The sequence below is a fragment of the Streptomyces sp. NPDC002896 genome (assembly GCF_040295225.1).
Taxonomy (GTDB): Bacteria; Actinomycetota; Actinomycetes; order Streptomycetales; family Streptomycetaceae; genus Streptomyces.
Window position 1 is genome coordinate 178,907 of sequence record NZ_JBEOVA010000012.1, and the last position, 23,481, is coordinate 202,387.

A 23,481-nucleotide genomic window follows, 5' to 3' on the forward strand; every position below is an offset into this window, starting at 1 on the left:
CGGGTCGGGTGCTCCCCCATTGCCTTAAGGGCATGGGAGGTACCCCCTCTGCCGGCGCACCCGACTTCCTGTACCCGGCCCGGGTACAGGGAGAATCGGGGGAGCGGCGAAAGCGAGACGGAAGGGCGGACCACAGGTGGACCTCGCGGAACGGCACGAGCAGCGGCGGGGCCGCCCCCGCAGCGAAGCGGTGGAGCGCGCCATCATCGACGGTGTCGTCGCACTCGTGGAGCAAGGCGTGCCGCTCTCCGAGGTTTCCATCGAACGGGTGGCACGCACCGCCGGCGTCGGCAAGGCCACCATCTACCGCCGCTGGAGCGGCAGGGAGGAACTCTTCTGCGACGTACTGCGCGCAGTGGAGCCCGAAGACCCCCAGCTCACCGGCGCATCGATGCGCGACGACCTGATCGCCCTCCTGGAGTCGATGCGCCTCCGCGGCCTCGCGAACCGGTCGTCCGCGCTGCTGCACAACGTGTTCGCCCAGATGAAGAGCCAGCCGAAAGTCTGGGCGGCCTACCACGCCACGGTGATAGAGCCACGGCGCAGGCTCACTCTCGAGGTGCTGCGCCGGGGCGTGGAGAACGGAGAGATCCGCGGCGACATCGACCTCGAGCTCGTCAACGACCTGTTCACGGGCCCGATGCTCGTACGGTCCGTGATGCGGCCCGACGCCGAGCTGGAGGCGGAACTGCCGGAGCGGATCGTCGACAGCGTGCTGCGGGGGCTGCGCCCGTGACGTGGGCCGGGGACCCCGTGTGAACGTACGTGAGTGAATGTGAGCGTTTCGTCACAGAGAGCGGTTACGGTCCGTGCATCCGGAACCCCGGAAGCAGACTTGTTCGTCATCGCGCCCGTACGGCCGTCGGTGACGGCAGGGAACGACTCCGTTCATCGCCTAGGGTTTTGAGGCGGGGGACGGTGTGCACGGCAGGCAGTGAGGCGACGGTATGGCGCAGGCGTACATGACGGAGACGGGTAACGGCGGCTCGGGGCCCGAGCGCCAGGGGTCCCGGCTTCGGCGCCTGGTGGACCGCTGGCGGGGCGACCGCGGTATCTGGCGGCGCGGCCTCGTCCTCGCCGCGGTCGCGGTCGTCGTCGCGCTGGTGATGCTCTTTCACGCGCAGATCCCGAACACGTTCGGCAACCTCGGCAGCCTCACGGAGACGTTCCTGCCCTGGCTCGGCCTTCTCGTGCCGCTGCTGCTGGTCCTGGCGCTGGTCCGCCGCTCGGCCACCGCGCTGATCGCCCTGCTGGTGCCGGCGGTCGTCTGGCTCAACCTGTTCGGCGGGCTGCTCACCGACAAGGCCGGCACCGGCGGCAACCTGACCGTCGCCACCCACAACGTCAACGCCGAGAACGCCGACCCGTCCGGCACCGCCCGCGATGTCGCCGCCTCCGGGGCGGACGTCGTGGCGCTCGAGGAGCTGACCACGTCCGCGGTGCCGGTCTACGAGAAGGCGCTGGCGGGGACGTACCCCTACCACGCCGTCGGCGGCACTGTCGGGCTGTGGAGCAAGTACCCGCTGAGCGACACCGAGCCGGTCGACATCAAGCTGGGCTGGACGCGGGCCCTCCGGACGACGGTCACCACCCCGGAGGGGAAGGTCGGCGTCTACGTCGCCCATCTGCCCTCCGTACGCGTCAAGGCCGACGCCGGGTTCACCGCCAGCCAGCGCGACAAGAGCGCCGACGCGCTGGGCGAGGCCATCGCCGACGAGAAGCTGAAGCGGGTCGTCCTGCTCGGCGACCTCAACGGCACGATGAACGACCGCGCGCTGCGGGCGGTCACCTCGCAGATGCGCTCCACGCAGGGCGCTGCGGGCAACGGCATGGGCTTCAGCTGGCCGGCGTCGTTCCCGATGGCCCGGATCGACCAGATCATGGTGAAGGGCGTGGAACCGATGTCGTCGTGGTCCCTGCCGGAGACGGGCAGCGACCATCTCCCGATCGCCGCGAGGGTCAAGCTCTGACAGGGCCCCTGCTTCGACCCGGGACGGGATCCGTCCCGGGCCTGCTTTCGCGCGGCCGCCTCGACGCAACCCCCACTTAACCCCGCGGAATACTGAGCCTGAGAGACTTTGTTCCGTACTTGAACATACGAAAGTCCCTCCCGCTCTGTGAAAGGCCCGCATCTCTCATGCCCCTGGCCCTGCTCGCCCTCGCCGTGGGCGCCTTCGGCATCGGCACCACCGAGTTCGTGATGATGGGCCTGCTGCCCAACGTCGCGGACGACCTGCACATATCCATCCCCACCGCCGGCCACCTGGTCTCCGCGTACGCGCTCGGCGTCGTCATCGGCGCCCCGCTGCTCGCCGCGGTCACCGCCCGGCTGCCCCGCCGGCACGTTCTCATCGGCCTGATGGTGCTCTTCGTCGCGGGCAACGCGCTGTCCGCGGCCGCACCTGACTACCACTGGCTGGTCGCCGCGCGCTTCGTCAGCGGGCTGCCGCACGGCGCGTTCTTCGGTGTCGGCGCGGTCGTCGCCACCGGTCTGGCCGCCCCCGAGCGCAAGGCCCGCTCGGTGTCGCTGATGTTCCTCGGCCTGACCGTCGCCAACATCGCGGGCGTACCGGTCGCCACGCTCATGGGCCAGCACTTCGGGTGGCGCGCCACGTTCCTCGCGGTCAGCGCGATCGGGATCGCGGCCGTCGCGGCCCTCGCCCTGCTCGTCCCCGCGGACCGCGGCCACGCCGAGCGCACCGGCCTGCGCCGCGAACTCGGCGCACTCCGCTCGCTCCCGGTCTGGCTGGCGCTCGGCACGACCGTCGCGGGCTTCGGTGCGCTCTTCGCCGCGTACAGCTACATCACGCCGATGCTCACCGGCACCGCCGGATACTCCGAGTCCAGCGTGACGCTGCTCCTCGCCCTATTCGGCGTGGGCTCCACGGCCGGCAACCTGCTCGGCGGGCGGCTCGCCGACCATTCGCTGCGGCGCACGCTCTTCGTCGGACTCACGTCGCTCACGGTCGTGCTCGCGCTCTTCCCCGTCCTCATGCGCACCGAGTGGAGTGCGGCACTGGCCGTGATTCTGCTCGGTTTGGCGGCCTTCGTCACCGGGTCTCCGCTGAACATGATGGTGATGGAGAAGGCCGCGGCGGCGCCGTCGCTCGCGTCCTCGGCGAACCAGGCCGCGTTCAATCTCGCCAATGCGGGTGGGGCGTGGATCGGCGGTGTCGCCCTCGCCGCGGGCTTCGGGCTCACCTCGCCGGCGGTTGCCGGGGCGGGGCTCGCGGTGCTGGGCCTTGGCGTCGCGGCGATCGCGTACGCGGTGGACCGGCGCCGCGCGCCCGCTTCCACGGGCCGACTGGTGGCGGCCCATGTCCCGCAGCCGCAGGAGGCGGCGCGCCGCTGAGTGTGCCCCACCGGCACCGGGCACAGGTACGACGCGATGGCACCCGCCGTCGTGGGTTGTGCCCACCCTCCCCCAGCTACCGCTGGGAGGTGCCCCCAGCCCTGCGGAACGCCTGCCCACAACGGTAGGGGACGGCCTGTAGGCGTCCTACTGCCGTGGCCCCGCCCCCAAGACGCAGGGGCGCACGGTTGTGCCCTTGTCCGCTGATAACCAGCGGGCAAGGGCACAACCACCCCGCGTACCCGAGGCGTCAGCCGGATTCGCGCCAGCGGTTCGTGATCGGCAGCCGCCGGTCCTTCCCGAACCCCTTCGCGGAGATCTTCGTCCCCGGCGGGTACTGCCGCCGCTTGTACTCCGCCGTGTCCACCAGCCGCAGCGTCCTCGTGACCAGCTCCGGGTCGAACCCGGCCGCCACGATGGCGTCCGCGCCCTGGTCGCGGTCCACGTACAGATCGAGGATGGCGTCCAGCACCGGGTAGTCCGGCAGGGAGTCCGTGTCGACCTGGCCGGGCCGCAGCTCCGCGCTCGGCGGCTTGGTGATCGAGTTCTCAGGGATCGGCGGCGTCTGGCCGCGCTCGGCAGCGGCCCGGTTGCGCCACTCGGCCAGCCGGAAGATGGACGTCTTGTAGACGTCCTTGATGGGCCCGTACGCGCCCACCGAGTCCCCGTAGAGCGTCGAATAGCCCACGGCCAGCTCGGACTTGTTGCCCGGCGCGAGCACGATGTGGCCCTCCTGGTTGGAGATCGCCATCAGCATCGTGCCGCGCAGCCGCGACTGGAGGTTCTCCTCGGCGAGCCCGGTAAGCCCCAGCTCAAGCATGTACGCATCGAACATCGACTCGATCGGCACGGTGCGGAAGTGCAGCCCGGTGCGGCGCGCCAGCTCGGCCGCGTCGCCCTTGGAGTGGTCCGAGGAGTACTTCGACGGCATCGAGACGCCGTACACGTTGTCCGCGCCCAGCGCGTCGCACGCGATGGCGGCGGTGAGCGCCGAGTCGATGCCGCCGGAGAGCCCGATCAGCACGCTCTTGAAGCCGTTCTTCGCGACGTACGCGCGCAGGCCCACGACCAGCGCCGAGTAGACCTCCTCGTCGTCGTCGAGCCGGTCCGCGTAGCCGCCGGCGAGCTGCGGCTCGTACGCGGGAAGGGGCTCGGACGAGATCGTCAGGTGGTCGATGCGCAGCCCGTCGTCGACGACGCCGGACGGCTGCTCGGGGCTCGCGGCCGGCAGATCGAGGTCGAGGACGACGCACCCCTCGGCGAACTGGGGCGCACGGGCCACGACCTCGCCGTCCGCGTCGACCACGATCGAGTCGCCGTCGAAGACCAGCTCGTCCTGGCCGCCGATCATCGCCAGGTAGGCCGTGGTGCAGCCGGCCTCCTGGGCGCGCTTGCGCACCAGCTCAAGCCGCGTGTCGTCCTTGTTCTGCTCGTACGGCGAGGCGTTGATGGAGATCAGCAGCCCTGCCCCGGCGCTGCGCGTTGCCGGGACGCGGCCGCCCTCCTGCCACAGGTCCTCGCAGATGGCGAGGGCGACGTCGACGCCGTGCACTCGTACGACCGGCATGGTGTCACCGGGCACGAAGTAGCGGAACTCGTCGAAGACGCCGTAGTTCGGAAGGTGGTGCTTGGCGAAGGTGAGCGCGACCCGGCCGCCGTGCAGCACGGCGGCGGCGTTCTGCGGGGCGCCGGCCGGCTGTCCGTACTTCGGCTGGGCGGACTCGCTGCGGTCGAGATAGCCGACGATCACCGGCAGCTCCCCGAAACCCTCGTCGGCGAGGCGCGCGGCGAGAGCCCGCAGCGCGCTCCGGGAGGCCTCGACGAACGACGGGCGCAGGGCCAGGTCCTCGACGGGGTAGCCGGTCAGCGCCATCTCGGGGAACGCGACGAGATGCGCCCCCTGCTCGGCGGAGTGCCGGGTCCAGCGGACGATCGACTCGGCGTTCCCGGCGAGATCGCCGACGGTCGAGTCGATCTGATTCAGGGCGAGGCGAAGTTGAGGCACGGGGCCAGTGTAATCGTCAGAGCGACACGATGTAGGGGCGCCGGGTGTGGGGCGCCCCACTGCCGGGGCTCACGGTCGGGGCGCTGCCGAGGGGCGCCCCGAACACGCATCGGCGAGGTGGCGCTGCCGTCACTTGAGGTAGGCGAGGTTGGTCATCATGCCGGACTCGGAGTGGTACTGGTTGTGGCAGTGGAGCATCCACAGGCCCGGATTGTCCGCGTCGAAGTCCAGCACCAGCTTGCGGTGCGGCAGCACCGGGGCCGTGTCCTTGCGCGGTCCGACCGAGTCCAAGCCCGTCACGGCGAACGTGTGACCGTGCAGATGGATCGGGTGCCACATGTCGGTGGCGTTGATGACCGTGAGCCGGACCCGCTCGCCGAAGCGGATCGGGCGGCGCTCGGTCGTGCGGTAGGTGGTGTGGTCGAAGGCCCAGTTGAAGTCCCGCATGTTCCCGGTCAGCCGAAGGCGCAGCTCGCGGTCCGGTTCACGCCGGGAGAGGGCCACGGACTCGTCCGGCACCAGGCGTCTGGCCGGCACCAGCTTCCCGTCCAGCTCCGAGGGGTACACGCCGTACTTCGGAGCGGTCCCGCCGCCGGTGCGCAGGATGGCCAGCGCCGCGTCCTTCTTGCCCTCGGCGAGTGCGACCAGCGGGAACACCCCGTCCTTGGCGGTGATGCACACGTCGTACCGCTCGGCCATGCCGATCAGCAGCGCGTCCGTCCTCGTATGCCGGACCGGGTAGCCGTCCGTGTGGGTCACGGTCATCTCGTGGCCGCCGAGGGACACCCGGAAGGCGGTCTCTCCTCCGGCGTTGATGATCCGCAGCCGGATGCGGTCGCCAGGGCGCGCCCGGAACTCCGAAGGCGCCGTCGGCAGGCGTCCGTTGATCAGGTAGTAGGGGTACTTCACGGCGCCGCCCATGCCCTTCAGCAGCCTGCTGTGGCTGCCTTTGAGGATGCGGGAGGGCCCGGTGGACTTCTTGCCGTCCGCGGCCCCATGGCCGGAGTGGTCGTCGCCATCCTCCTCGCCCATGTCCATGCCGCCCATGCCGCCACCCAACTCGGCGAGCACAGCGTCCGGCGTGGAGCCGTCCACGCCGTCCAGCCAGTCGTCCAGGACGACGACCCACTCCTTGTCGTAGGACAACGGTTCCTTGGGGTCCTCCACGATCAGCGGCGCGTACAGGCCCCGGTCCAGTTGCATGCCCGAGTGCGAGTGCAGCCAGTACGTGCCCGGGTGCTCGACCGCGAAGTGGTAAGTGAAGTCCTCACCAGGCTTGATGGGGCGCTGGGTGAGGTCCGGGACGCCGTCCATGTCGCAACGTAGGCGAATGCCGTGCGAGTGCAGCGTCGTCGAAACGGGCAGGTGGTTGGCGAGGGAGATCTGAAGGATGTCGCCGGCGGTGACCCGGACCTCCTTGCCTGGCAGCGCGTCGCCGTACGCCCACGACCTGACCGTTCGGCCGCCCAGGTCGATGGGGGTCGGGGTGGCCGTGAGGTCGTACTTGCGAACGGGGCCGGATCCGCGCTTCTTCTCGACAGCGAGGACCTGGGGACCGCTCGGATCCACGAATCCCTTCGGTCCCTTGGGAACGAAGGGCTCTTTGGCCTGTCCGCCGGGGCCAAGGCCGCTGCTGCCGGAACGGGAGTGCGAGCCGGTGTGGGAGTCCGAGCCGGAGCAGGCGCCCAGGATGACCGAGCCGGCGACCGCGATCGAGGCACCGAGCACGGTGCGCCGCGTGTGTGTACGCATGACTGAATAACACCTATTCGTGGGGGTGCGTATGAGGTGCCTGTGAGCAGTGGAGGACCGGCGCGTCTGCTGCTTCCCCTGCATCGGACGGGTACGGCGAAGCAGCCGGTACACCGGCCTGGATGCGCAGCACCGACAGACGGGAGACGAGGGCCCGGCGTGGGGAGCGGTTCAGGCCGCGGCGTGGGTGGCAGCCACGCGCCCGGAGCCGCCTGGAAGAGCAGGCCCGGAGAGGGGTCGCGGCGCCCCGGCCGTCAGCAGCAGGAGCGTGACGCTCCCGGAGTGGCCGTGCATATGGAGAGGGGGGCTCTGCCCGGGACCATGAAGGCGGGCACGCGCGCGTGGCCTCGCGTACCGTTGCCCCCGCCCACCCTCACGTGCGCCAGCGCACGGTCCGGCGTATGCGTCGTCGAGCGGCCGCGGCGTCCGGAGAGACCGCCTGGCAATGCGTCAGACGGCAGCAGCCACGGCAGCAGCCGCTCGGCTGCTGCCGCACGCGCGCGTGGCGCACTGCTCCCGGTCGTCATGAGCCGCACACTATCTCCGCCCCGCGGCCACGGCCCGTCGGCCTACGCCGACCGGGGCTGATCTTGACCCACGGTGCACCCGGACAGCACGGCGCCCGCCCCCGAGGCGGGGACGGGCGCCGGTGAGCGCCGGCCGGGAGCCGGGCAGCGCGGGTCAGTAGCCGTACGAGTACACGTAGCCGGGCGCCGGAGTGCCCACCCCCGTGACGTCGTCATAGCCGCGTACGGCAGTGAGCGAGCTGTCCTTGCCGAGGCTGCGCACCGACGTGAGGAGCCCGTCGGCCGCGTCGAAGGAGTTGGCGAAGTCGACGCGGGCCACCGCGAGGTCGTGTCCCGTGGGGCGGTCGGTCACGTCGTGGTAGGCCGCCGAGCCGTAGCGGGCGTAGATCGCCGGGTTGGCGAACCCGATCGGCCCGCCGCCGTGCGCCTGCTGCGCAAGCGCCTGCACGCCCGCGATCACCGGAGCGGCCAGCGAGGTGCCGCCGATGCGGTACTCGTCGTACTTCAGCGAGCCGTCCGGGAACGTCTGCGTCTGGCCGACCAGGAAGCCCGTGTTGGGGTCGGCGACCGCCGCGATGTCCGGGACGGTCCGCATCCGGGCCGCCCCGTTCGCCTTGGCGAGCGAGTCCGGCACGACTCCGCGCTGGTAGAACGGCTGGTGCACGGTCCGGCTGGTGCCGCCGCCCGCGCCCGAGGTGAACGCGCCGGGGAAGTCCGTCCAGCTCTTGCCGTCCGCGGACAGCATGGCCTTGTCGGTGCCCCAGCCGGTCTCCCACTGGTACGTGTCGCCCTTGCCGACGGCCAGCGAGGTGCCGCCGACCGCCGTCACCCACGCCGAGTTCGCGGGCACGTCGACCTGCTTGGTGCCGGTGTTCGCGACCTCGTCGCCGTTGTCGCCGGACGAGAAGTAGAAGCCGATGCCCTCGACTGCGCCGAACTTGAAGATCTGGTCGTAGGCGGCGGCGAGGGACGGAGTCTGGTTGGCCTCGATGTCGCCCCAGGAGTTGGAGACGATGTCCGCCAGGTGCCCGTCGACGATCTTGCCGAGGGAGTCCAGGAGGTCGTCGTCGTAGCAGGACGACGCACCGACGTAGGTGATGTCGGCGGCGGGCGCGACCGCGTGCACGGCCTCGACGTCGAGGGTCTCCTCGCCGTACCAGCCGGCCGCCCCGCACTCCTCCGTGCGCGTGTACTGACCGGGCAGCACCTGCGTCAGCTGCCCGCTGCGGTAGGCGGTGTCGCCGTTGCGAGCGGCGTAGGTGGCCGCGTCCGAGGCGATCGTCGGCGAGGCGTACGCGTCGGTGATGGCGACCTTCACGCCCTTGCCGCTCAGCTTGCCCGCCCCGTACGCGGCGCGCAGCTGCTTGCCGGTGTAGCCCTTCACGGCGTACGGGATCTTCGTCCCGTAGGCCTCGGGCAGGCTGCTCGCGATGTTCGACCCGTAGTAGCTGGAGAACGGGCCGGAGTTGTGGAACACCGCGTCCGGCGGCGGCAGTTCGTCGTCGTGACTCGCCTTGTGCGGGGCATTGTCCAGGCCGGTGACGGTCAGCACCGCGCCGTTCAACGAGGCCGGGGCGGAGGCGGTGGCCTCGGGTGCCCGGTAGGTCTTGCTGCCCTTGCTGAAGGTGTGCAGCTGGGTGCCGAACGCCTTCTCTGCGGCGGCGACGTCACCGGTGACGGAGACGTAGTGGCGGCTGGTGCCGGTGACCGTCAGACCGGCCGACTTCAGCCAGGACGTGACCTCGGCGACCTGCTGCTTCGTCGCGCCGAAGCGCTGCTGTGCCTGACTGGTCGTCAGATACTTCCCGTACGAGGCCGACTGCGGGTCGGACACGGCCTTGGCGTACGAGGCCAGGCCCGCCGCGTCGCGCCCGGCGAGATAGACGCGGGCGCTGACCTTGCTGCTGTCCTTTGCGGCACCCTGGTCGGCCTTGGCGGTGGCCCACAGCGGCTTGGTGCCCTGGATGGCGTCCCTGGCGCCCGGGTTGGTCTCGGCCTGGGCGGCCGGTATGCCGAGTGCGAGGGCACCGGCGAGCAGGGGCAGTGTCGCTGCCATGCTCAGCCCGGCGCGCACTGCGGCGCGGTTGGATCTCATGAAACCCCCTGCGATGCGGTTCGTCGCGTGTCGCGTTGGTGACCCGTGTGCCAGATGAGAGACACACGTGCTGGATCACTCTTGCGATGAACCGTTCATGCCAGGGGAATGGAACAGGCATGGAAAGGCATGGAAGGACCAAGAAGCCCCCAAGAGGCGCTGCGGAAAGGGGCTTTGGCGGAGATTGGGGGTGTTCCGGAAGAGCTTCGCGTCGCTGAGGGTCGCGGCTTCCCGCCCGCCAAGCCGCGGCTTCGCGCCCTGAGGATCGCGGCTTCGCGGCGCTCAGGACCGAGGGTTCCCGCCCCTCAGGACCGCGGCTTCGCCCCCCGCTCCTTCAGCATGTCCGTCATCAGGTCGATCTCCGACCGCTGCGCCTCGACCATGCCCCGCGCAAGCCGCTCCTCCACGCCGACCGTGCACTTCTCCACACAGCCCTCGGCCATGTGGATGCCCCCCTTGTGATGGTCGATCATCAGCTGGAGGTAGAACACCTCGGCCTGTCTGCCGTTGAGCGTGCCGAGTCTCTTCAGCTCGGAGTCGGTCGCCATGCCCGGCATCAGCGCTCCGTCCTCGCCCGACGCCATGTCACCCATGCCCATCCAGGTCATCGGAGGGTCGGCAGAGACCTTCGGCAGCTCCCACAGGTCCAGCCAGCCAAGGAGCATGCCGCGCTGGTTGGCCTGCGTCTGCGAGATGTCGTACGCGAGCCGCCGCACCTCCTCGTCGTCGGTGCGGTCGCGCACGATGTACGACATCTCAACGGCCTGCTGGTGGTGGACGGCCATGTCCCGGGCGAAGCCCGCGTCCGCGGAGTCCGCCGTCGGGATCGCGGGACCGGCGGGGTCCCCGTCGGCGACCGCGTAGGTGATGGCCCCGCCCGCGAGGAGCGCCGCCGCAGCGATGCCGGCGATCCAGCCCGCGCGTCTGCGCGGCCGCGTCGGCGTCGTCGTATCGGCCGGGCGCGCGGGCGTCGCCGGACGCGCCGCCGGGCTCACTGGGAGAGGCCGCCGGTGCAGGCGGCCCCCGGCTCGGGCGTCTGCTTGCCCTGGACGTACGTCTCGAAGAACGTGTCCACGTTCGGGTCGCTCGCACCCGTCACGGTGCGCTGCTTGCCCCAGGCGCTGAGCATGATCGGGTCCTTCTGGTCCTCGACCGGGCTCATCAGCGTGTACGGGGTCTTCCCGACCTTCTCCGCGAGCGCCTTCACATCGGCCTCGGAGGCCTTGCTGTTGTACGTCACCCAGACCGCGCCGTGCTCCAGCGAGTGGACGGCGTTCTCGTTCTTGACCGCTTTGGTGTAGACGTCGCCGTTGCAGTTCATCCACACCTGGTTGTGGTCGCCGCCCACCGGCGGTGTCATCGGGTAGTCCACGGCCGTGGCGACGTGGTTCTGGGACAGCTTTTCGCTCCAGGTCTTCATGCCGTCCTTGTCCGTCGTGAAGTGACCCGCGCTCTTGGAGTCGCCCGCCGTGCTGTCCTTGTCGTCGGACTGCGAGTTCACGAGGACGACACCGCCGACGACGAGACCGGCGACGACCACGACGCTGGCGGCGATGGTGAGCACGCGGTTGCGGCGTTCGCGGGCACGCTCGGTGCGCCGCATCTCCTCTATTCGTGCCTTGCGCGTCGCGGTGCTGCTGCTGTTGGCGGAACCCATGGGTCGAGTCCTTCAGGGGAAAGGGACGATCGGGCCCGCTGATCGTAAGGGGGCAGAACGGCGGCGTGGGTGGTCAGGGCACAGGAAAGGCCGGATCGATACGCAGCCGCATACGCCGACGAATAATTTGAACCGCAAATGCGCATTATCTACGCTGCCGGTATGCGACTGTTGCGATCCACCGACCTGGCGCTGCGCGTGCTGATGCGGCTCGCCGTGGCGGGCGACGCCACGCCCACGACCCGTGACGTCGCGGCCGACATGGACGTCCCCTACACGCACGCCGCGAAGGTCGTGGCCGAGCTCCAGCACCTGGGCCTGCTCGACGCCCGCCGCGGCCGGGGCGGCGGACTCGCGCTCACCGACAAGGGGCGCACGGCGTCGGTGGGCGCAGTGGTGCGCACCTTCGAGGGCGACGGGGACGTGGTCGACTGCGAGGGGGCCTCGCCGTGCCCACTGAACACCGGGTGCCGGCTCCGTGGCGCCCTCCGCCGGGCTCAGGAGGCGTTCTTCGCGTCGCTGGACCCGGTGACCGTGGCGGACATGGTCGCCGAGCCCACCGGGCCGCTTCTGCTGGAGATCTCCCGGGCTTCCTAGCCCTGCGCCAGCCAGAGGTCCGGCCCGAACACCTCGTAGTGGATGTCGGCCGGCGCCACGCCCCGTGCGATCAGCTGACTCCTCACGGCCCGCATGAAGGGCAGCGGACCGCACAGGTACGCGCGCGTGCCCGACGCGATCGGCAGGGACGTGAGATCGACCAGCCCCGCGCGGGCGCCCGCCGGGGCGTCCTCCTCGTACCAGAAGTGCACGGCCGCGTCCGGCAGCTTGCCCGCGTACGCCTCGTGGTCGGCGCGCAGGGCATGGTCGGCGGGGGAGCGGTCGCCGTGCACGACGGTGACCGGGGCTCGGTGCCCGGTGTCCGCGAGCTGCGCCAGCATCGCGATCATCGGGGTCACACCGATGCCCGCGGAGGCGAGGAGCAGGGGCGTGTCGGCGTCGTCGTCGATGACGAGATCGCCGTACGGGTCGGAGAGCTCCAGGGCGCTGCCCTCGTGCACGCGCGCGTGGAGGTGGTTCGAGACCTCACCCTCCGGTGTCGCGCCGTCGTACACCCGCTTCACGCTGATCTGCCGCACCGTCGAGCCGGGCGCCCCGGAGAGGCTGTACTGCCGTATCTGGCGGGCGCCGTCCGGAAGTGCGACGCGTACGGACACGTACTGACCCGCGCGGAACTCGGCCACCGGCCCACCGTCGAGGGGTCGCAGCCGGAAGGTGGTGACGTCGGCGGTCTCCGCGACCCGCTCGACGACCTCCCACGCCCGCCACGCATGCCCTCCACGCTCCTCGTACAGCCGCTTCTCGATCGCGGTCAGCGCGTTCGCCATCAGCCAGTAGACCTCGTCCCAGGCGGCCGCGACCTCGGGCGTCACGGCGTCGCCCAGGACGTCGGCGATCGCGGCGAAGAGGTGCTCGTGGACGACCTCGTACTGCTCGGGGGCGATGCCCAGGGATGCGTGCTTGTGCGCGATACGGCTCAGCATGGCGTCGGGCCGCTGGTCCGGGTGGGCCACGAGGTGGGTGGCGAAGGCGGCGACGGAGCCCGCGAGGGCCTGGCGCTGGGTGCCGGCGGCCTGGTTGCCGCGGTTGAAGAGGTCGCGCAGCAGCTCGGGGTGGGCGGCGAACAACCCGGCGTAGAAGCGTTCGGTGATCTCGTCGAGCGATGCGCCGACGGCGGGGAGAGTGGCGTGGACGGTGGCGGCGGACTGCTCGGACAGCATCGGGGCTCCTCAGGTTCGGGCCGGGCCGCGGGATGGGCGGATTGCGCCCTTCGCGGCTGGGCGGCACGCTATTAAAACTTGCATCTGAGATGCAAATTAAGTGCCGTGAGGAGAGACCGAGCGGGCGGCCATTACGGATGTCGGTGCGAGCAGGCAAGATGGGCGGCAGAGCCGTACGCCTGCCGTACGCGAGGCGTTCAGACGGAGGTCGGCCGACCGATCAAGGTCCGCAACGCACGTGAAATGGTGTTGTGGTGGGATGCTCATGTGCCCTGGTGTCCCCGAGCGCGGGAGCAGGCGGTCTGACCAGCAAGGATGGGTGGAAGCGGAAGATGGACAAGCAGCAGGAATTCGTGCTCCGGACCCTGGAGGAGCGCGACATCCGGTTCGTACGCCTGTGGTTCACGGATGTGCTGGGCTTCCTGAAGTCGGTGGCCGTGGCGCCTGCCGAGCTGGAGGGTGCCTTCGACGAGGGCATCGGCTTCGACGGCTCCGCGATCGAGGGCTTCGCCCGTGTCTACGAGTCGGACATGATCGCCAAGCCCGACCCCTCGACCTTCCAGGTCCTGCCGTGGCGCGCTGAGGCCCCGGGCACCGCCCGTATGTTCTGCGACATCCTCATGCCGGACGGCTCCCCGTCCTTCGCAGACCCGCGCTATGTACTGAAGAGGGCCCTGGCCAAGGCCTCCGACCTGGGGTTCACCTTCTACACCCACCCCGAGATCGAGTTCTTCCTGCTGAAGGACAGGCCGCTGGACGGCTCGCGCCCGACGCCGGCCGACAACTCGGGGTACTTCGACCACACCCCGCAGAACGTGGGCATGGACTTCCGCCGCCAGGCGATCACGATGCTCGAGTCGATGGGCATCTCGGTCGAGTTCTCCCACCACGAGGGCGCGCCGGGCCAGCAGGAGATCGACCTGCGGTACGCGGACGCGCTGTCCACGGCCGACAACATCATGACGTTCCGCCTGGTCATGAAGCAGGTCGCGCTGGAGCAGGGCGTGCAGGCGACCTTCATGCCCAAGCCCTTCAGCGAGCACCCGGGCTCCGGCATGCACACGCACCTGTCGCTCTTCGAGGGCGACCGGAACGCGTTCTACGAGTCGGGCTCCGAGTACCAGCTCTCCAAGGTCGGCCGCTCCTTCATCGCGGGCCTGCTGCGGCACGCGGGGGAGACCTCCGCGGTCACCAACCAGTGGGTCAACTCCTACAAGCGCATCTGGGGCGGCTCGGAGCGCACCGCGGGCGCCGGCGGCGAGGCCCCCTCGTACATCTGCTGGGGCCACAACAACCGCTCGGCACTCGTCCGCGTCCCGATGTACAAGCCTGGCAAGACCGGCTCGGCCCGCATCGAGGTCCGCTCCCTGGACTCCGGCACCAACCCGTACCTGGCGTACGCGGTGCTCCTCGCGGCCGGCCTCAAGGGCATCGAGGAGGGCTACGAGCTCCCCGCGGGCGCCGAGGACGACGTGTGGGCCCTGTCCAACTCCGAGCGCCGCGCACTGGGCATCGAGCCCCTGCCGCAGAACCTCGGCGAGGCGCTCACGCTGATGGAGCGCAGCGACCTGGTCGCCGAGACGCTCGGCGAGCACGTCTTCGACTTCTTCCTCCGCAACAAGAAGCAGGAGTGGGAGGAGTACCGCAGCGAGGTCACGGCGTTCGAGCTGCGGAAGAACCTGCCGGTGCTGTAAGCACAGGTCAGCGCGGGCATCCCGCCAGTACGGCACGCAGGGCCGACGGTCACGGACCGTCGGCCCTGCGGCATCTCACCGCCCCTGGGCCGTCTCCGGGCCGCTCGGCGCCGCCCCGATTCACGGCATGTCCGACGAGTCCCACGGGTACCATCTGCCGGGCTCGAGGCAGGACGACGACGGGGGAGCATGGTCGTGAGCGCGTACGGAGGAGGCGGGTACTGGAATCCGCCGAACGGCACCGGGGGGCAGCCGCCGGGCCCCAGCCCCGCTCCGCAGCCGTACCCCGGCCCTGTAGGCCCCTTTGCCCCGTCGCACGTTCCGCCACAGGGACATCCCGGCCCGCCCGGGCCGTGGCAGCAGGGGTGGGGCCACCCGCCGAACCGCTACGGCGGCCTACTGCCTCCAGCTGCTCCGCCCCCACCTCCGCCGACGCGTATGCGGCGCATCCTGCGGTGCGTCTACAACCCGTTCCACGCCGCCCAGAGAGTCTTCCGGCCCTCCCGCCCGGACCTCGTCGAAGACACCACGGTGCGCAAACTCCAGCTGTGGCGGACGGCTCTCGGCGTCGTCGCCTGGGGCTTGCTGACGTACACGTACAGCACGATCAGTGACGCCGGAGCTGCCGCCTCGGACCGGTTCAACCAGAGCTGGATCAGTGTTCTCGTCCTGATCTGCACTTTCCCCGTGGTGGTCGGCGTCTTCGTGACCTCCGCCCGGGGACAGCTGCGGCGCCTCTATCTGCGGCGCGCCCTGCGGCCCCTCGGGGCGATAGTGGCCCTGATGGCTTCGATGTCCACCTTCCCCCTCGCCATGGCCCCGGAGTCACAAGGTGTCCGGGACTTCATCGGCCTCCCCGGCAAGATCGCTCTCGGGATCGCGTGCTTCTGGTCGCTGGGGTTCGCCGTCTACGGAATCGGCCTCGCCCTTGTCCACGTCTTCCGGACCGCCGACATCCACGAACTGGTGCCTCCGGTTCTCGCCACCACCCTGGTGTGCGAGATGGCGATTCTGGACGTGGTCAACGGCGCCTACGCGCAGGTCCCCCCGCTCGCAAGGGCGGCATTCGTGCTGGGCGCCCCCGTATCCGTGACGGCCCTGTCGTGCTGGGAGATCTACCGGCTGCGCAGCCGCCACGGCTTGACCATGCGTCGGGCACTGCGCCCCGAATAGCCTCGCATCAGTCCCGGCCGGGTCCCACCCTCCGAGTGATCGCCGGGCCGTGCCGTCAGTGGAATCGCCAGCGGGTCTGGCTGAACGGTTCGCCCTTGCCGAATCCGAACACCGTACGCGGAGCGACCCGGAAGACCAGGGCGCGTCCCGGAGCGTGGTGGAAGCAGCCGTCCCGCACGTCGAAGTGCCAGACGCTGCCGTACTTGCTCTCCCAGGCCGCCGCGAGCTGCCGCAGCCGGGCGTCGTCGCTCACGCGGACGGCCTCGCCCTCGACCACCATGTCGAAGCCCGCGTTCCAGAGGTTGGTGCCCGTGGTCAGGGCCACCTGTGGGTTCTGCTCCAGGTTTCTGGCCTTGCGCTCCTCTGGACCGGTGCAGAAGTGCAGCGCGCCGTCGAGCCACACCGCGAGCAGCGGCGTGATGTGCGGGCGCCCGTCGGGACGTACGGTCGAAATCTAGAAAAGCTCCGCCGTCTCCAGAATCGCCGCAGCATCGGACCATGCTGCGGCCGTGGCTCCGGCATCGCTGTAGCGTGCGTCGAGCTCGGCGTGGGGTTCGTCGGGGGGTTCCTTCTGCGGCATGTTCCGGCCTCCTCCTCGATGGTGGCTGCCGAGTACAGACCGCGCATGCGGACGGAACCCATCGGTGCTCGCGACGGCGGCGCGGGGGGCGCCTACGGCCGCTTCAGCTCGAACCACACCGTCTTGCCCGTGGCGGTCCGCTCCGCGTCCCACAGGTCGGCGATGGCGGACAGCAGGACGAGCCCGTGGCCGTCCTCGTCCAGCAGGTCGCCGGTGACCCGGATGTACGGCAACTCCGGGCTGCTGTCCCGCACTTCGATCCGTACGGCATCGCCCCCGAGGCACCGGAGCGTGACCGTGGAGGACCGGTCCGGCACATGTCTCAGCACGTTGGACAGCAGCTCCGTCACACCCAGCTCGGCCGCGTCCGACAGTTCGGACAGCCCCCAGCGGTCCAGATGCGCTCGTACGATGCGCCGGACGTGCCGCAAGCTGTGCTCGCCGACGGACGGCAGGTGCAGGCGGTAGAAGTCGAGAGTCTCGATATCGCATTTCAATGGGCTCAGCCTCCGGCCTGACGGCAACGCTTGCTGTGGGAAGTGGTGCGGCCTGATGCGGCGATGACGCGGTTCAGGGACTGGCGGCTCAAGGCTTCCCATAGGCCGAACCGGCTCGGCCGTCAGGACCTGCTCAGGACCTGCCGCCTCGCCCGGAGCCCCTGGGGTGCGGTGCCTCACCGTGTACGCGGCGCGATCCCGCTGCATCGTTCGATACTCCGTACGCCGTGCGGTCCCCGAGTGCTGCGCGGTTCTCGCCGGTCGGCCGGCTGTCAGCCCGGCGTACGACTCCTGGGAGGCGGCCACTGCACGTCGGTTGCCCCGTCGTCGGCGGGGGCGAGAGGGACCTGAGCCACCACAGGCCGAAGTGCGACGGCGGAGGGCCGGAGGGCGGCGGAACCCGCGGCGGGAGGTCTCCCGGCGGAGAGCGGCATGTCGTCCAACGAACTTCCTCTTCATGGGGGGTGAATGCACTTGACGAGAACATGTCCGGCATTGCCGAAGAAACGTTTCGTCAGTCGCATGTTGGATTATCCGAAGCCCGTTGACCGTTCAACAAGAGTCACTTTTCGGCCATTGCGTGGATCACCACCTGGACGCCCGCAACGCGCAGGCGACGAGATGCCCCGCAGCGCACGGGCGCTTCCGCGCGCCGCTCCGGTTAGGCTCAAGTCGACGACCTTGATCGAACGGGAGACCGCGCGATGAACGTGCCGCAGGGGCGGAGGAGCAGTACCTTCACACGGTTGCTGCGGCACGGCTTCACCGACCCGTCCGCCGCCGAGCGGCTGCTCGACAGTGACGAACTGTCCCCCCTCCGCGCCGATCCGGTACTGCTGGACGCCCTCGGCGCGACCGCCGACCCCGATCAGGCGTTGCTCGGACTCGTCCGGCTGCTCGAGGCGCAGCCCGATCGCACGGCCCGGCGGGAGCTGCTCGACACGCTCATAGCGTCGAAGCCACTGCGCGACCGGCTGCTCGGGGTGCTCGGCGCCTCCGCGGCGCTCGGCGACCACCTGGCGCGGCATCCGCGGGACTGGCAGGCCCTCGTCATGTACGAGCCGGAGGATCTGCACCCGGGCGTCGAGGAGTTCGAGCGGGGGCTCGCCGGGGCCGTCGACCCCGTGTCGCTGCGCGTCGCCTACCGGCGCTGCCTGCTGTCGATCGCCGCGCGCGACGTGTGCGGGACGACCGACGTCGCGCAGACGGCGGCCGAGCTCGCGGACCTGGCGACGGCGACGCTGCGCGCCGCGCTCACCATCGCGCAGGCTGCGGCGCCCGAGGACGCGGCGCTGTGCCGGCTCGCCGTCGTCGCGATGGGCAAGTGCGGCGGCCACGAGCTCAACTACGTCTCCGACGTGGACGTGATCTTCGTGGGCGAGGCCGCCGAGGGTGCGGACGAGGGCAAGGCGCTGCAGGCCGCAACGCGCCTCGCCTCCCACCTCATGCGGATCTGCTCCGAGACGACCGTCGAGGGGACGATCTGGCCCGTCGACGCCAATCTGCGGCCCGAGGGCAGGAACGGGCCGCTCGTACGGACGCTCTCATCGCACCTCGCGTACTACCAGCGCTGGGCCAAGACCTGGGAGTTCCAGGCACTGCTCAAGGCGCGGCCGGTCGCCGGGGACCTCGAGCTCGGCGAGCAGTACGTCGCCACGCTCGCGCCGCTCGTCTGGCAGGCGGCCGAGCGCGAGAACTTCGTCCCCGACGTGCAGAAGATGCGGCGGCGGGTGGTCGCCAACATCCCGGCCGCCGAGATCGAGCGGGAGCTGAAGCTCGGTCCCGGCGGGCTGCGGGACGTCGAATTCGCCGTGCAGCTCCTGCAGTTGGTGCACGGACGGTCCGACACCAGCTTGCGCAGCGGCACGACGCTGGACGCGCTGAAGGCCCTGGCAGCGGGCGGGTACGTCGGCCGTGCCGACGCCGCGCAGCTCGACGAGGCGTACCGTTTCCTCCGCTCGATGGAGCACCGCATCCAGCTGTACCGGCTGCGCCGCACCCACCTCGTACCGGAGGACGAGGCCGATCTGCGGCGCATCGGCCGCTCACTGGGCCTGCGGACCGACCCCGTCGGCGAGCTGAACCGGGCCTGGCGGCGGCACAGCTCCGTCGTACGCCGCCTGCACGAGAAGCTCTTCTACCGGCCGCTGCTCGACGCGGTCGCCCAACTCGCCCCCGGTGAGACCAGGTTGAGTACCGACGCGGCGCGGGAGCGGCTGGTCGCCCTCGGCTACGCCGACCCGGCCGCCGCCCTGCGCCATCTGGAGGCCCTCGCATCCGGCGTGACGCGCAAGGCGGCCATCCAGCGCACGCTGCTGCCGGTGCTGCTCGGCTGGTTCGCGGACTCCGCCGACCCGGACGCGGGCCTGCTGGGCTTCCGCAAGGTGTCGGACGCGCTCGGCAAGACGCCCTGGTACCTGCGGCTGCTGCGCGACGAGGGCGCGGCCGCCCAGAACCTCGCGCGGGTGCTGTCCGCCGGGCGCCTCGCCCCCGACCTGCTGATGCGCGCACCCGAGGCCGTCGCCCTGCTCGGCGGCCCCAGCGGGCTCGAACCCCGCGACCGGGGCCATCTGGAGCAGGAGATCCTCGCCGCGGTCGGCCGGGCCGACGGCGGCGAGCAGGCGGTCACGGCGGCCCGCGGCGTACGGCGGCGCGAGCTGTTCCGCACCGCGGCCGCCGACATCGTCGCCTCGTACGGCACGGAGGAGAGCCCCGCCGAGGCCGACGCCGGCGCGCTGGTGGACCGGGTCGGGAACGCCGTCTCCGACCTCACGGCCGCGACGATCGCCGGTGCGCTGCGGGCCGTGGTGCGCGACGGCTGGGGGGACGAGCTCCCCACCCGCTTCGCCGTCATCGGCATGGGCCGCTTCGGCGGGCACGAGCTGGGCTACGGCTCGGACGCGGACGTGGTGTTCGTGCACGAGCCGCGCGACGGCGTCGACGAGCAGGAGGCCGCGGAGGCCGCGAACACCGTGGTCGCCGAGATGCGGCGGCTCCTGCAGCTGCCCAGCCTGGACCCGCCGCTGCTGATCGATGCCGACCTGCGCCCCGAGGGCAAGACCGGGCCGCTGGTGCGCACCCTGAAGTCGTACGAGGCGTACTACCGCCGCTGGTCGCTGGTGTGGGAGTCGCAGGCGCTGCTGCGCGCCGAACCGGTCGCCGGCGACGAGGACCTGGGCCGCCGCTTCATCGAGCTGATCGACCCGCTGCGGTTCCCCGCCGAGGGGCTCGGCGAGGACGCGGTCCGTGAGATCCGGCGCCTGAAGGCCCGCATGGAGTCGGAACGGCTGCCGCGCGGCGCCGATCCGACGCTGCACGCCAAGCTCGGCCGCGGCGGCCTGTCCGACGTCGAATGGACCGTGCAGCTGCTGCAGCTCCGCCACGGCTGGGCGGAGCCCGGCCTGCGCACCACGCGCACCCGCGAGGCGCTGGCGGCGGCTTGCGCGGCCGAGCTGATCTCCGGCGAGTACGCCGCGATCCTCGACGACGCCTGGATCCTCGCGACGCGCGTCCGCAACGCCGTCATGCTCGTCCGCGGCAGGGCCGGCGACACGTTTCCGTCGGACGGCCGCGAACTCGCCGCGGTCGGGCGGTACCTCGGGTACGGCCCCGGCCACGTGGGGGACATGCTCGACGACTATCGGCGTACCACGCGGAGGGCTCGGGCGGTGGTGGAGGAGCTCTTCTACGGGGCGTAGCGCAGTTCCACGGTTCGCGGAACTGCGCGGGGGGTTCTGGGCCGGGCGCCCCCGTCCGGCCGGTTGTCTTTCTGCGGAACCGGTGGTCGGGATGGCCGAGGCCGGTTCGGTACCGCCGGGCTCCGCCGTTGTGGTTGCGCGCCGTTGCGGCGGGGATTTTCTTGCCCGCCGCCCGTCAGGGGGAGCTCAGCGCCTACTGGTGGTTCGCCGGCTGGGCCGCTGGGGTGCCCCAGCGTGGGGGCTCGCCGTGGGACACCCGGCGCGGCAGGACATGCGGAAACGCCCCGTACCATGTGCGTGCCACCCCGTAACCGAAGGCCAGGCAGGCCATGCCGCCCACCGCGTCCAGCCAGAAGTGGTTGGCTGTGGCAACGATGACGAGCAGGGTGCCGGCCGGGTAGAGCAGGCCCAGGACGCGGGCCCAGGGGACCTTGGCCAGGGCGAAGATGGTCAGGCCGCACCAGACGGACCAGCCGATGTGCATCGACGGCATCGCGGCGTACTGGTTCGACATGTTCTTCAGATCGCCGGACGCCATCGAGCCCCACGTCTGGTGGACGAGCACCGTGTCCACGAAGCGCCCGCCGTTCATCAGCCGGGGCGGCGCCAGAGGATACAGGTAGTAGCCGAGCAGGGCGACGCCCGTAGTCGCGAACAGGGCCGTGCGCGCCGCCGCGTAGCGGCCGGGGTGGCTGCGGTAGAGCCACACCAGCACTCCCAGCGTCACCACGAAGTGCAGTGTGGCGTAGTAGTAGTTCATGCCGACGATCAGCCACTTCACCGAGTTCGCGGCGTGGTTGACGGTCTGCTCGACAGCGATCCCGAGTGTGCGTTCCACTCTCCAGATCCAGTCGGCGTTGCGCAGCGCCTGCGCCTTCTGCTCCGGTACGGCGTTGCGGACCAGCGAGTACGTCCAGTAACTCACCGCGATCAGCAGGATCTCGAACCAGAGCCGTGGACGCCGAGACGCTCGCGCGCGGTGCAGGAGGCTCTGCTCCGAACGGCCGTCGGCCTCGCCCGCGACGGGTGATGGAGCGGCCGTCCGGCGGCCTTCCAGAGTCGTCACGGTCGTCTCACCCATAGGGACAGAGTCTGCCAGAAACGACCCCCCGACCGATCATCCTCTGGTCGAGTTCCGTTCGTATTCTCTACGCCGTACGGACGACCGGCTGCCGTACGGGCTACTGCGCTCGTTGCGGGTGGACCGTGTGGCCTTGCGGGCGGCCGCGTTCCCCGGGGGCCGAGGCGGTCGAGCCGCGCACCACAAGCTCGGGCATGAAGACGAACTCGCTGTGCGGAGCGGGCGTACCGCCGATCTCCTCGAGGATGGTCCGCACCGCCGCCTGGCCCATCGCGGGGACCGGCTTGCGGATGGTCGTCAGCGGCGGGTCGGTGAAGGCGATGAGGGGCGAGTCGTCGAAGCCGACCACCGAGATGTCGTCCGGCACCTCAAGGCCCTGCTGTCGCGCCGCCCGGATGGCGCCGAGCGCCATCATGTCGCTCGCGCACACGATCGCCGTGCAGTCCCGGGCGATGAGTGCGGAGGTTGCGGCCTGGCCGCCCTCCAGCGTGTAAAGGGAGTGCTGGACGAGTCGCTCCTCGACGTCGTCGGGGCTGAGGCCCAGCAGGTCCTGCATGGTGCGGACGAAACCCTCGATCTTCCGTTGCACGGGCACGAACCGCTTCGGGCCCAGCGCGAGCCCGATCCGGGTGTGCCCGAGCGAGACGAGGTGGGTGACGGCGAGCTGCATCGCGGCCCGGTCGTCGGGCGAGATGAAGGGTGCCTGCACCTTCGGCGAGAACCCGTCGACGAGCACGAACGGCACGCCCTGGGCGCGCAGCTGCTCGTAGCGCTGCATGTCGGCGGTGGTGTCGGCGTGTAGCCCGGAGACGTAGATGATGCCCGAGACGCCGCGGTCCACCAGCATCTCGGTGAGCTCGTCCTCGGTGGAGCCGCCCGGCGTCTGCGTCGCCAGCACGGGCGTGTATCCCTGGCGGGTCAGAGCCTGGCCGATGACCTGGGCCAGCGCCGGGAAGATCGGGTTCTCCAGCTCGGGCGTGATCAGTCCGACGAGGCCGGCGCTGCGCTGCCGCAGCCGCACCGGACGCTCGTAGCCGAGGACGTCGAGCGCGGCCAGCACGGACTGGCGGGTGGTCGACGCGACTCCCGGCTTCCCGTTCAGAACACGGCTCACGGTTGCCTCGCTGACCCCCGCCTGGGCTGCGATGTCGGCGAGCCGTGCGGTCACGGGAGTGGACCCTACCGGGCGGATGTCGGGATGCCCACCAACCGGACGCCGTATCCGGGCACTTGGACCGCCCGCTCGGGGCTGCTGCGTCATCGTGCTCCCTCGTGTTCCTGGTGGGTGACCGGTGGGGGTGTGGTGACCGGCGGCTGTGCGCCATCCGGAGGGGTGTCCGGTGGATGGGGTGACCGTCGGGTGCGGTGACCGGTGGGCGACCTCTGCAAGGACCGGACGGGGCGATGATTCCCGTATCGGACGATCCTGGCAAGGGCTTGCAGAGTCTTGCACAGCAGTGAGAGGCCTGTCGCGACCCCCCTGCCAGCTGGGCCGAGCCGATCTCGCGGGCGCCACGCGGAAGTTACGAAGCGGTAACTGGTCCAGGGTTCTTGCACTTTTTTGCTGCAAGGTCTTTCGCAAAGCTTGCAGC

Annotated in this window: 16 protein-coding genes and 1 pseudogene; 7 read left to right on the forward strand and 10 right to left on the reverse strand. The window is 70.7% G+C overall.

The features are described 5' to 3' along the window. Positions 1-136: 136 nt before the first annotated feature. The 3 genes from ABT009_RS24165 (at position 137) to ABT009_RS24175 (ending at position 3,352) form a co-directional block, all read left to right on the forward strand. The gene (locus tag ABT009_RS24165; protein ID WP_351298501.1) at positions 137-736 is read left to right on the forward strand and encodes a TetR/AcrR family transcriptional regulator; all 600 of its coding nucleotides are present in this window, start codon (positions 137-139) and stop codon (positions 734-736) included. Between the two features lie 211 nt (positions 737-947). Then, entirely contained in the window at positions 948-1,970 is a 1,023-nt protein-coding gene (locus ABT009_RS24170) for an endonuclease/exonuclease/phosphatase family protein (protein WP_351298504.1), read from the forward strand. A 167-nt stretch (positions 1,971-2,137) separates the two neighbouring features. Beyond that, positions 2,138-3,352, forward strand: a complete 1,215-nt coding sequence (locus tag ABT009_RS24175; protein ID WP_351298506.1) for an MFS transporter — start codon at positions 2,138-2,140, stop codon at positions 3,350-3,352. A gap of 250 nt (positions 3,353-3,602) precedes the next feature. On the opposite strand, the gene ABT009_RS24180 is transcribed toward ABT009_RS24175, so the two are convergent. The 5 genes from ABT009_RS24180 to ABT009_RS24200 form a co-directional block, all read right to left on the reverse strand. Further along, positions 3,603-5,357: an NAD+ synthase gene (locus ABT009_RS24180; protein WP_351298509.1), complete on the reverse strand. Its 1,755-nt coding sequence runs from the start codon at positions 5,355-5,357 to the stop codon at positions 3,603-3,605. Between the two features lie 129 nt (positions 5,358-5,486). Then, on the reverse strand, positions 5,487-7,109 hold the full coding sequence (locus ABT009_RS24185) for a multicopper oxidase family protein (protein ID WP_351298512.1): 1,623 nt from the start codon (positions 7,107-7,109) through the stop codon (positions 5,487-5,489). 681 nt (positions 7,110-7,790) lie between these two features. After that, entirely contained in the window at positions 7,791-9,731 is a 1,941-nt protein-coding gene (locus tag ABT009_RS24190; RefSeq protein ID WP_351298515.1) for a S53 family peptidase, read from the reverse strand. Between the two features lie 305 nt (positions 9,732-10,036). Next, positions 10,037-10,642 carry a DUF305 domain-containing protein gene (locus ABT009_RS24195; RefSeq protein WP_351298774.1) on the reverse strand — a complete coding sequence of 202 codons (606 nt, stop codon included), beginning with the start codon at positions 10,640-10,642 and terminating at the stop codon, positions 10,037-10,039. Positions 10,643-10,722: 80 nt separating this feature from the next. Beyond that, positions 10,723-11,388 carry a thioredoxin-like domain-containing protein gene (locus tag ABT009_RS24200; protein ID WP_351298518.1) on the reverse strand — a complete coding sequence of 222 codons (666 nt, stop codon included), beginning with the start codon at positions 11,386-11,388 and terminating at the stop codon, positions 10,723-10,725. Between the two features lie 162 nt (positions 11,389-11,550). Here ABT009_RS24200 and ABT009_RS24205 point away from each other — a divergent pair, with 162 nt between their 5' ends. Next, positions 11,551-11,985: an RrF2 family transcriptional regulator gene (locus ABT009_RS24205; RefSeq protein WP_351298521.1), complete on the forward strand. Its 435-nt coding sequence runs from the start codon at positions 11,551-11,553 to the stop codon at positions 11,983-11,985. Here ABT009_RS24205 and ABT009_RS24210 read toward each other — a convergent pair. Next, a complete protein-coding gene (locus ABT009_RS24210; protein WP_351298524.1) occupies positions 11,982-13,166 on the reverse strand; it encodes a globin domain-containing protein in 1,185 nt (394 codons plus the stop codon). The two genes, ABT009_RS24205 and ABT009_RS24210, sit on opposite strands and share 4 nt — an antisense overlap. Positions 13,167-13,498: 332 nt before the next feature. On the opposite strand from ABT009_RS24210, the gene glnA2 reads away from it, so the two are divergent. Both glnA2 and ABT009_RS24220 read left to right on the forward strand, forming a co-directional pair. Then, positions 13,499-14,860, forward strand: coding sequence for a gamma-glutamylpolyamine synthetase GlnA2 (gene glnA2 / locus ABT009_RS24215; protein WP_351298527.1), 1,362 nt, complete (start codon positions 13,499-13,501; stop codon positions 14,858-14,860). 438 nt (positions 14,861-15,298) lie between these two features. Continuing rightward, entirely contained in the window at positions 15,299-16,033 is a 735-nt protein-coding gene (locus tag ABT009_RS24220; RefSeq protein WP_351298530.1) for a hypothetical protein, read from the forward strand. A 55-nt stretch (positions 16,034-16,088) separates the two neighbouring features. Here the strand turns inward: ABT009_RS24220 and ABT009_RS24225 are convergent. Both ABT009_RS24225 and ABT009_RS24230 read right to left on the reverse strand, forming a co-directional pair. Beyond that, positions 16,089-16,613, reverse strand: a pseudogene (locus tag ABT009_RS24225) (pyridoxamine 5'-phosphate oxidase family protein). 92 nt (positions 16,614-16,705) lie between these two features. Then, positions 16,706-17,110: an ATP-binding protein gene (locus ABT009_RS24230; protein ID WP_351298533.1), complete on the reverse strand. Its 405-nt coding sequence runs from the start codon at positions 17,108-17,110 to the stop codon at positions 16,706-16,708. Positions 17,111-17,814: 704 nt separating this feature from the next. On the opposite strand from ABT009_RS24230, the gene ABT009_RS24235 reads away from it, so the two are divergent. Beyond that, entirely contained in the window at positions 17,815-20,808 is a 2,994-nt protein-coding gene (locus ABT009_RS24235; protein ID WP_351298536.1) for a bifunctional [glutamine synthetase] adenylyltransferase/[glutamine synthetase]-adenylyl-L-tyrosine phosphorylase, read from the forward strand. A gap of 193 nt (positions 20,809-21,001) precedes the next feature. Here ABT009_RS24235 and ABT009_RS24240 read toward each other — a convergent pair whose 3' ends face one another. After that, positions 21,002-21,889, reverse strand: coding sequence for a phosphatase PAP2 family protein (locus tag ABT009_RS24240; RefSeq protein WP_351298539.1), 888 nt, complete (start codon positions 21,887-21,889; stop codon positions 21,002-21,004). A 100-nt stretch (positions 21,890-21,989) separates the two neighbouring features. Then, a complete protein-coding gene (locus ABT009_RS24245; RefSeq protein ID WP_351298542.1) occupies positions 21,990-23,057 on the reverse strand; it encodes a LacI family DNA-binding transcriptional regulator in 1,068 nt (355 codons plus the stop codon). Positions 23,058-23,481 lie beyond the last annotated feature (424 nt).

Excerpts from the sequence above, each read along its gene's own strand:
- ABT009_RS24170 (WP_351298504.1), top strand. The coding sequence starts at position 948 with ATGGCGCAGGCGTACATGACGGAGACGGGTAACGGCGGCTCGGGGCCC.
- ABT009_RS24175 (WP_351298506.1), top strand. The coding sequence starts at position 2,138 with ATGCCCCTGGCCCTGCTCGCCCTCGCCGTGGGCGCCTTCGGCATCGGC.
- ABT009_RS24185 (WP_351298512.1), bottom strand. The coding sequence starts at position 7,109 with ATGCGTACACACACGCGGCGCACCGTGCTCGGTGCCTCGATCGCGGTC.
- ABT009_RS24190 (WP_351298515.1), bottom strand. The coding sequence starts at position 9,731 with ATGAGATCCAACCGCGCCGCAGTGCGCGCCGGGCTGAGCATGGCAGCG.
- ABT009_RS24200 (WP_351298518.1), bottom strand. The coding sequence starts at position 11,388 with ATGGGTTCCGCCAACAGCAGCAGCACCGCGACGCGCAAGGCACGAATA.
- ABT009_RS24205 (WP_351298521.1), top strand. The coding sequence starts at position 11,551 with ATGCGACTGTTGCGATCCACCGACCTGGCGCTGCGCGTGCTGATGCGG.
- ABT009_RS24210 (WP_351298524.1), bottom strand. The coding sequence starts at position 13,166 with ATGCTGTCCGAGCAGTCCGCCGCCACCGTCCACGCCACTCTCCCCGCC.
- glnA2 (WP_351298527.1), top strand. The coding sequence starts at position 13,499 with ATGGACAAGCAGCAGGAATTCGTGCTCCGGACCCTGGAGGAGCGCGAC.
- ABT009_RS24220 (WP_351298530.1), top strand. The coding sequence starts at position 15,299 with ATGCGGCGCATCCTGCGGTGCGTCTACAACCCGTTCCACGCCGCCCAG.
- ABT009_RS24235 (WP_351298536.1), top strand. The coding sequence starts at position 17,815 with ATGAACGTGCCGCAGGGGCGGAGGAGCAGTACCTTCACACGGTTGCTG.
- ABT009_RS24240 (WP_351298539.1), bottom strand. The coding sequence starts at position 21,889 with ATGGGTGAGACGACCGTGACGACTCTGGAAGGCCGCCGGACGGCCGCT.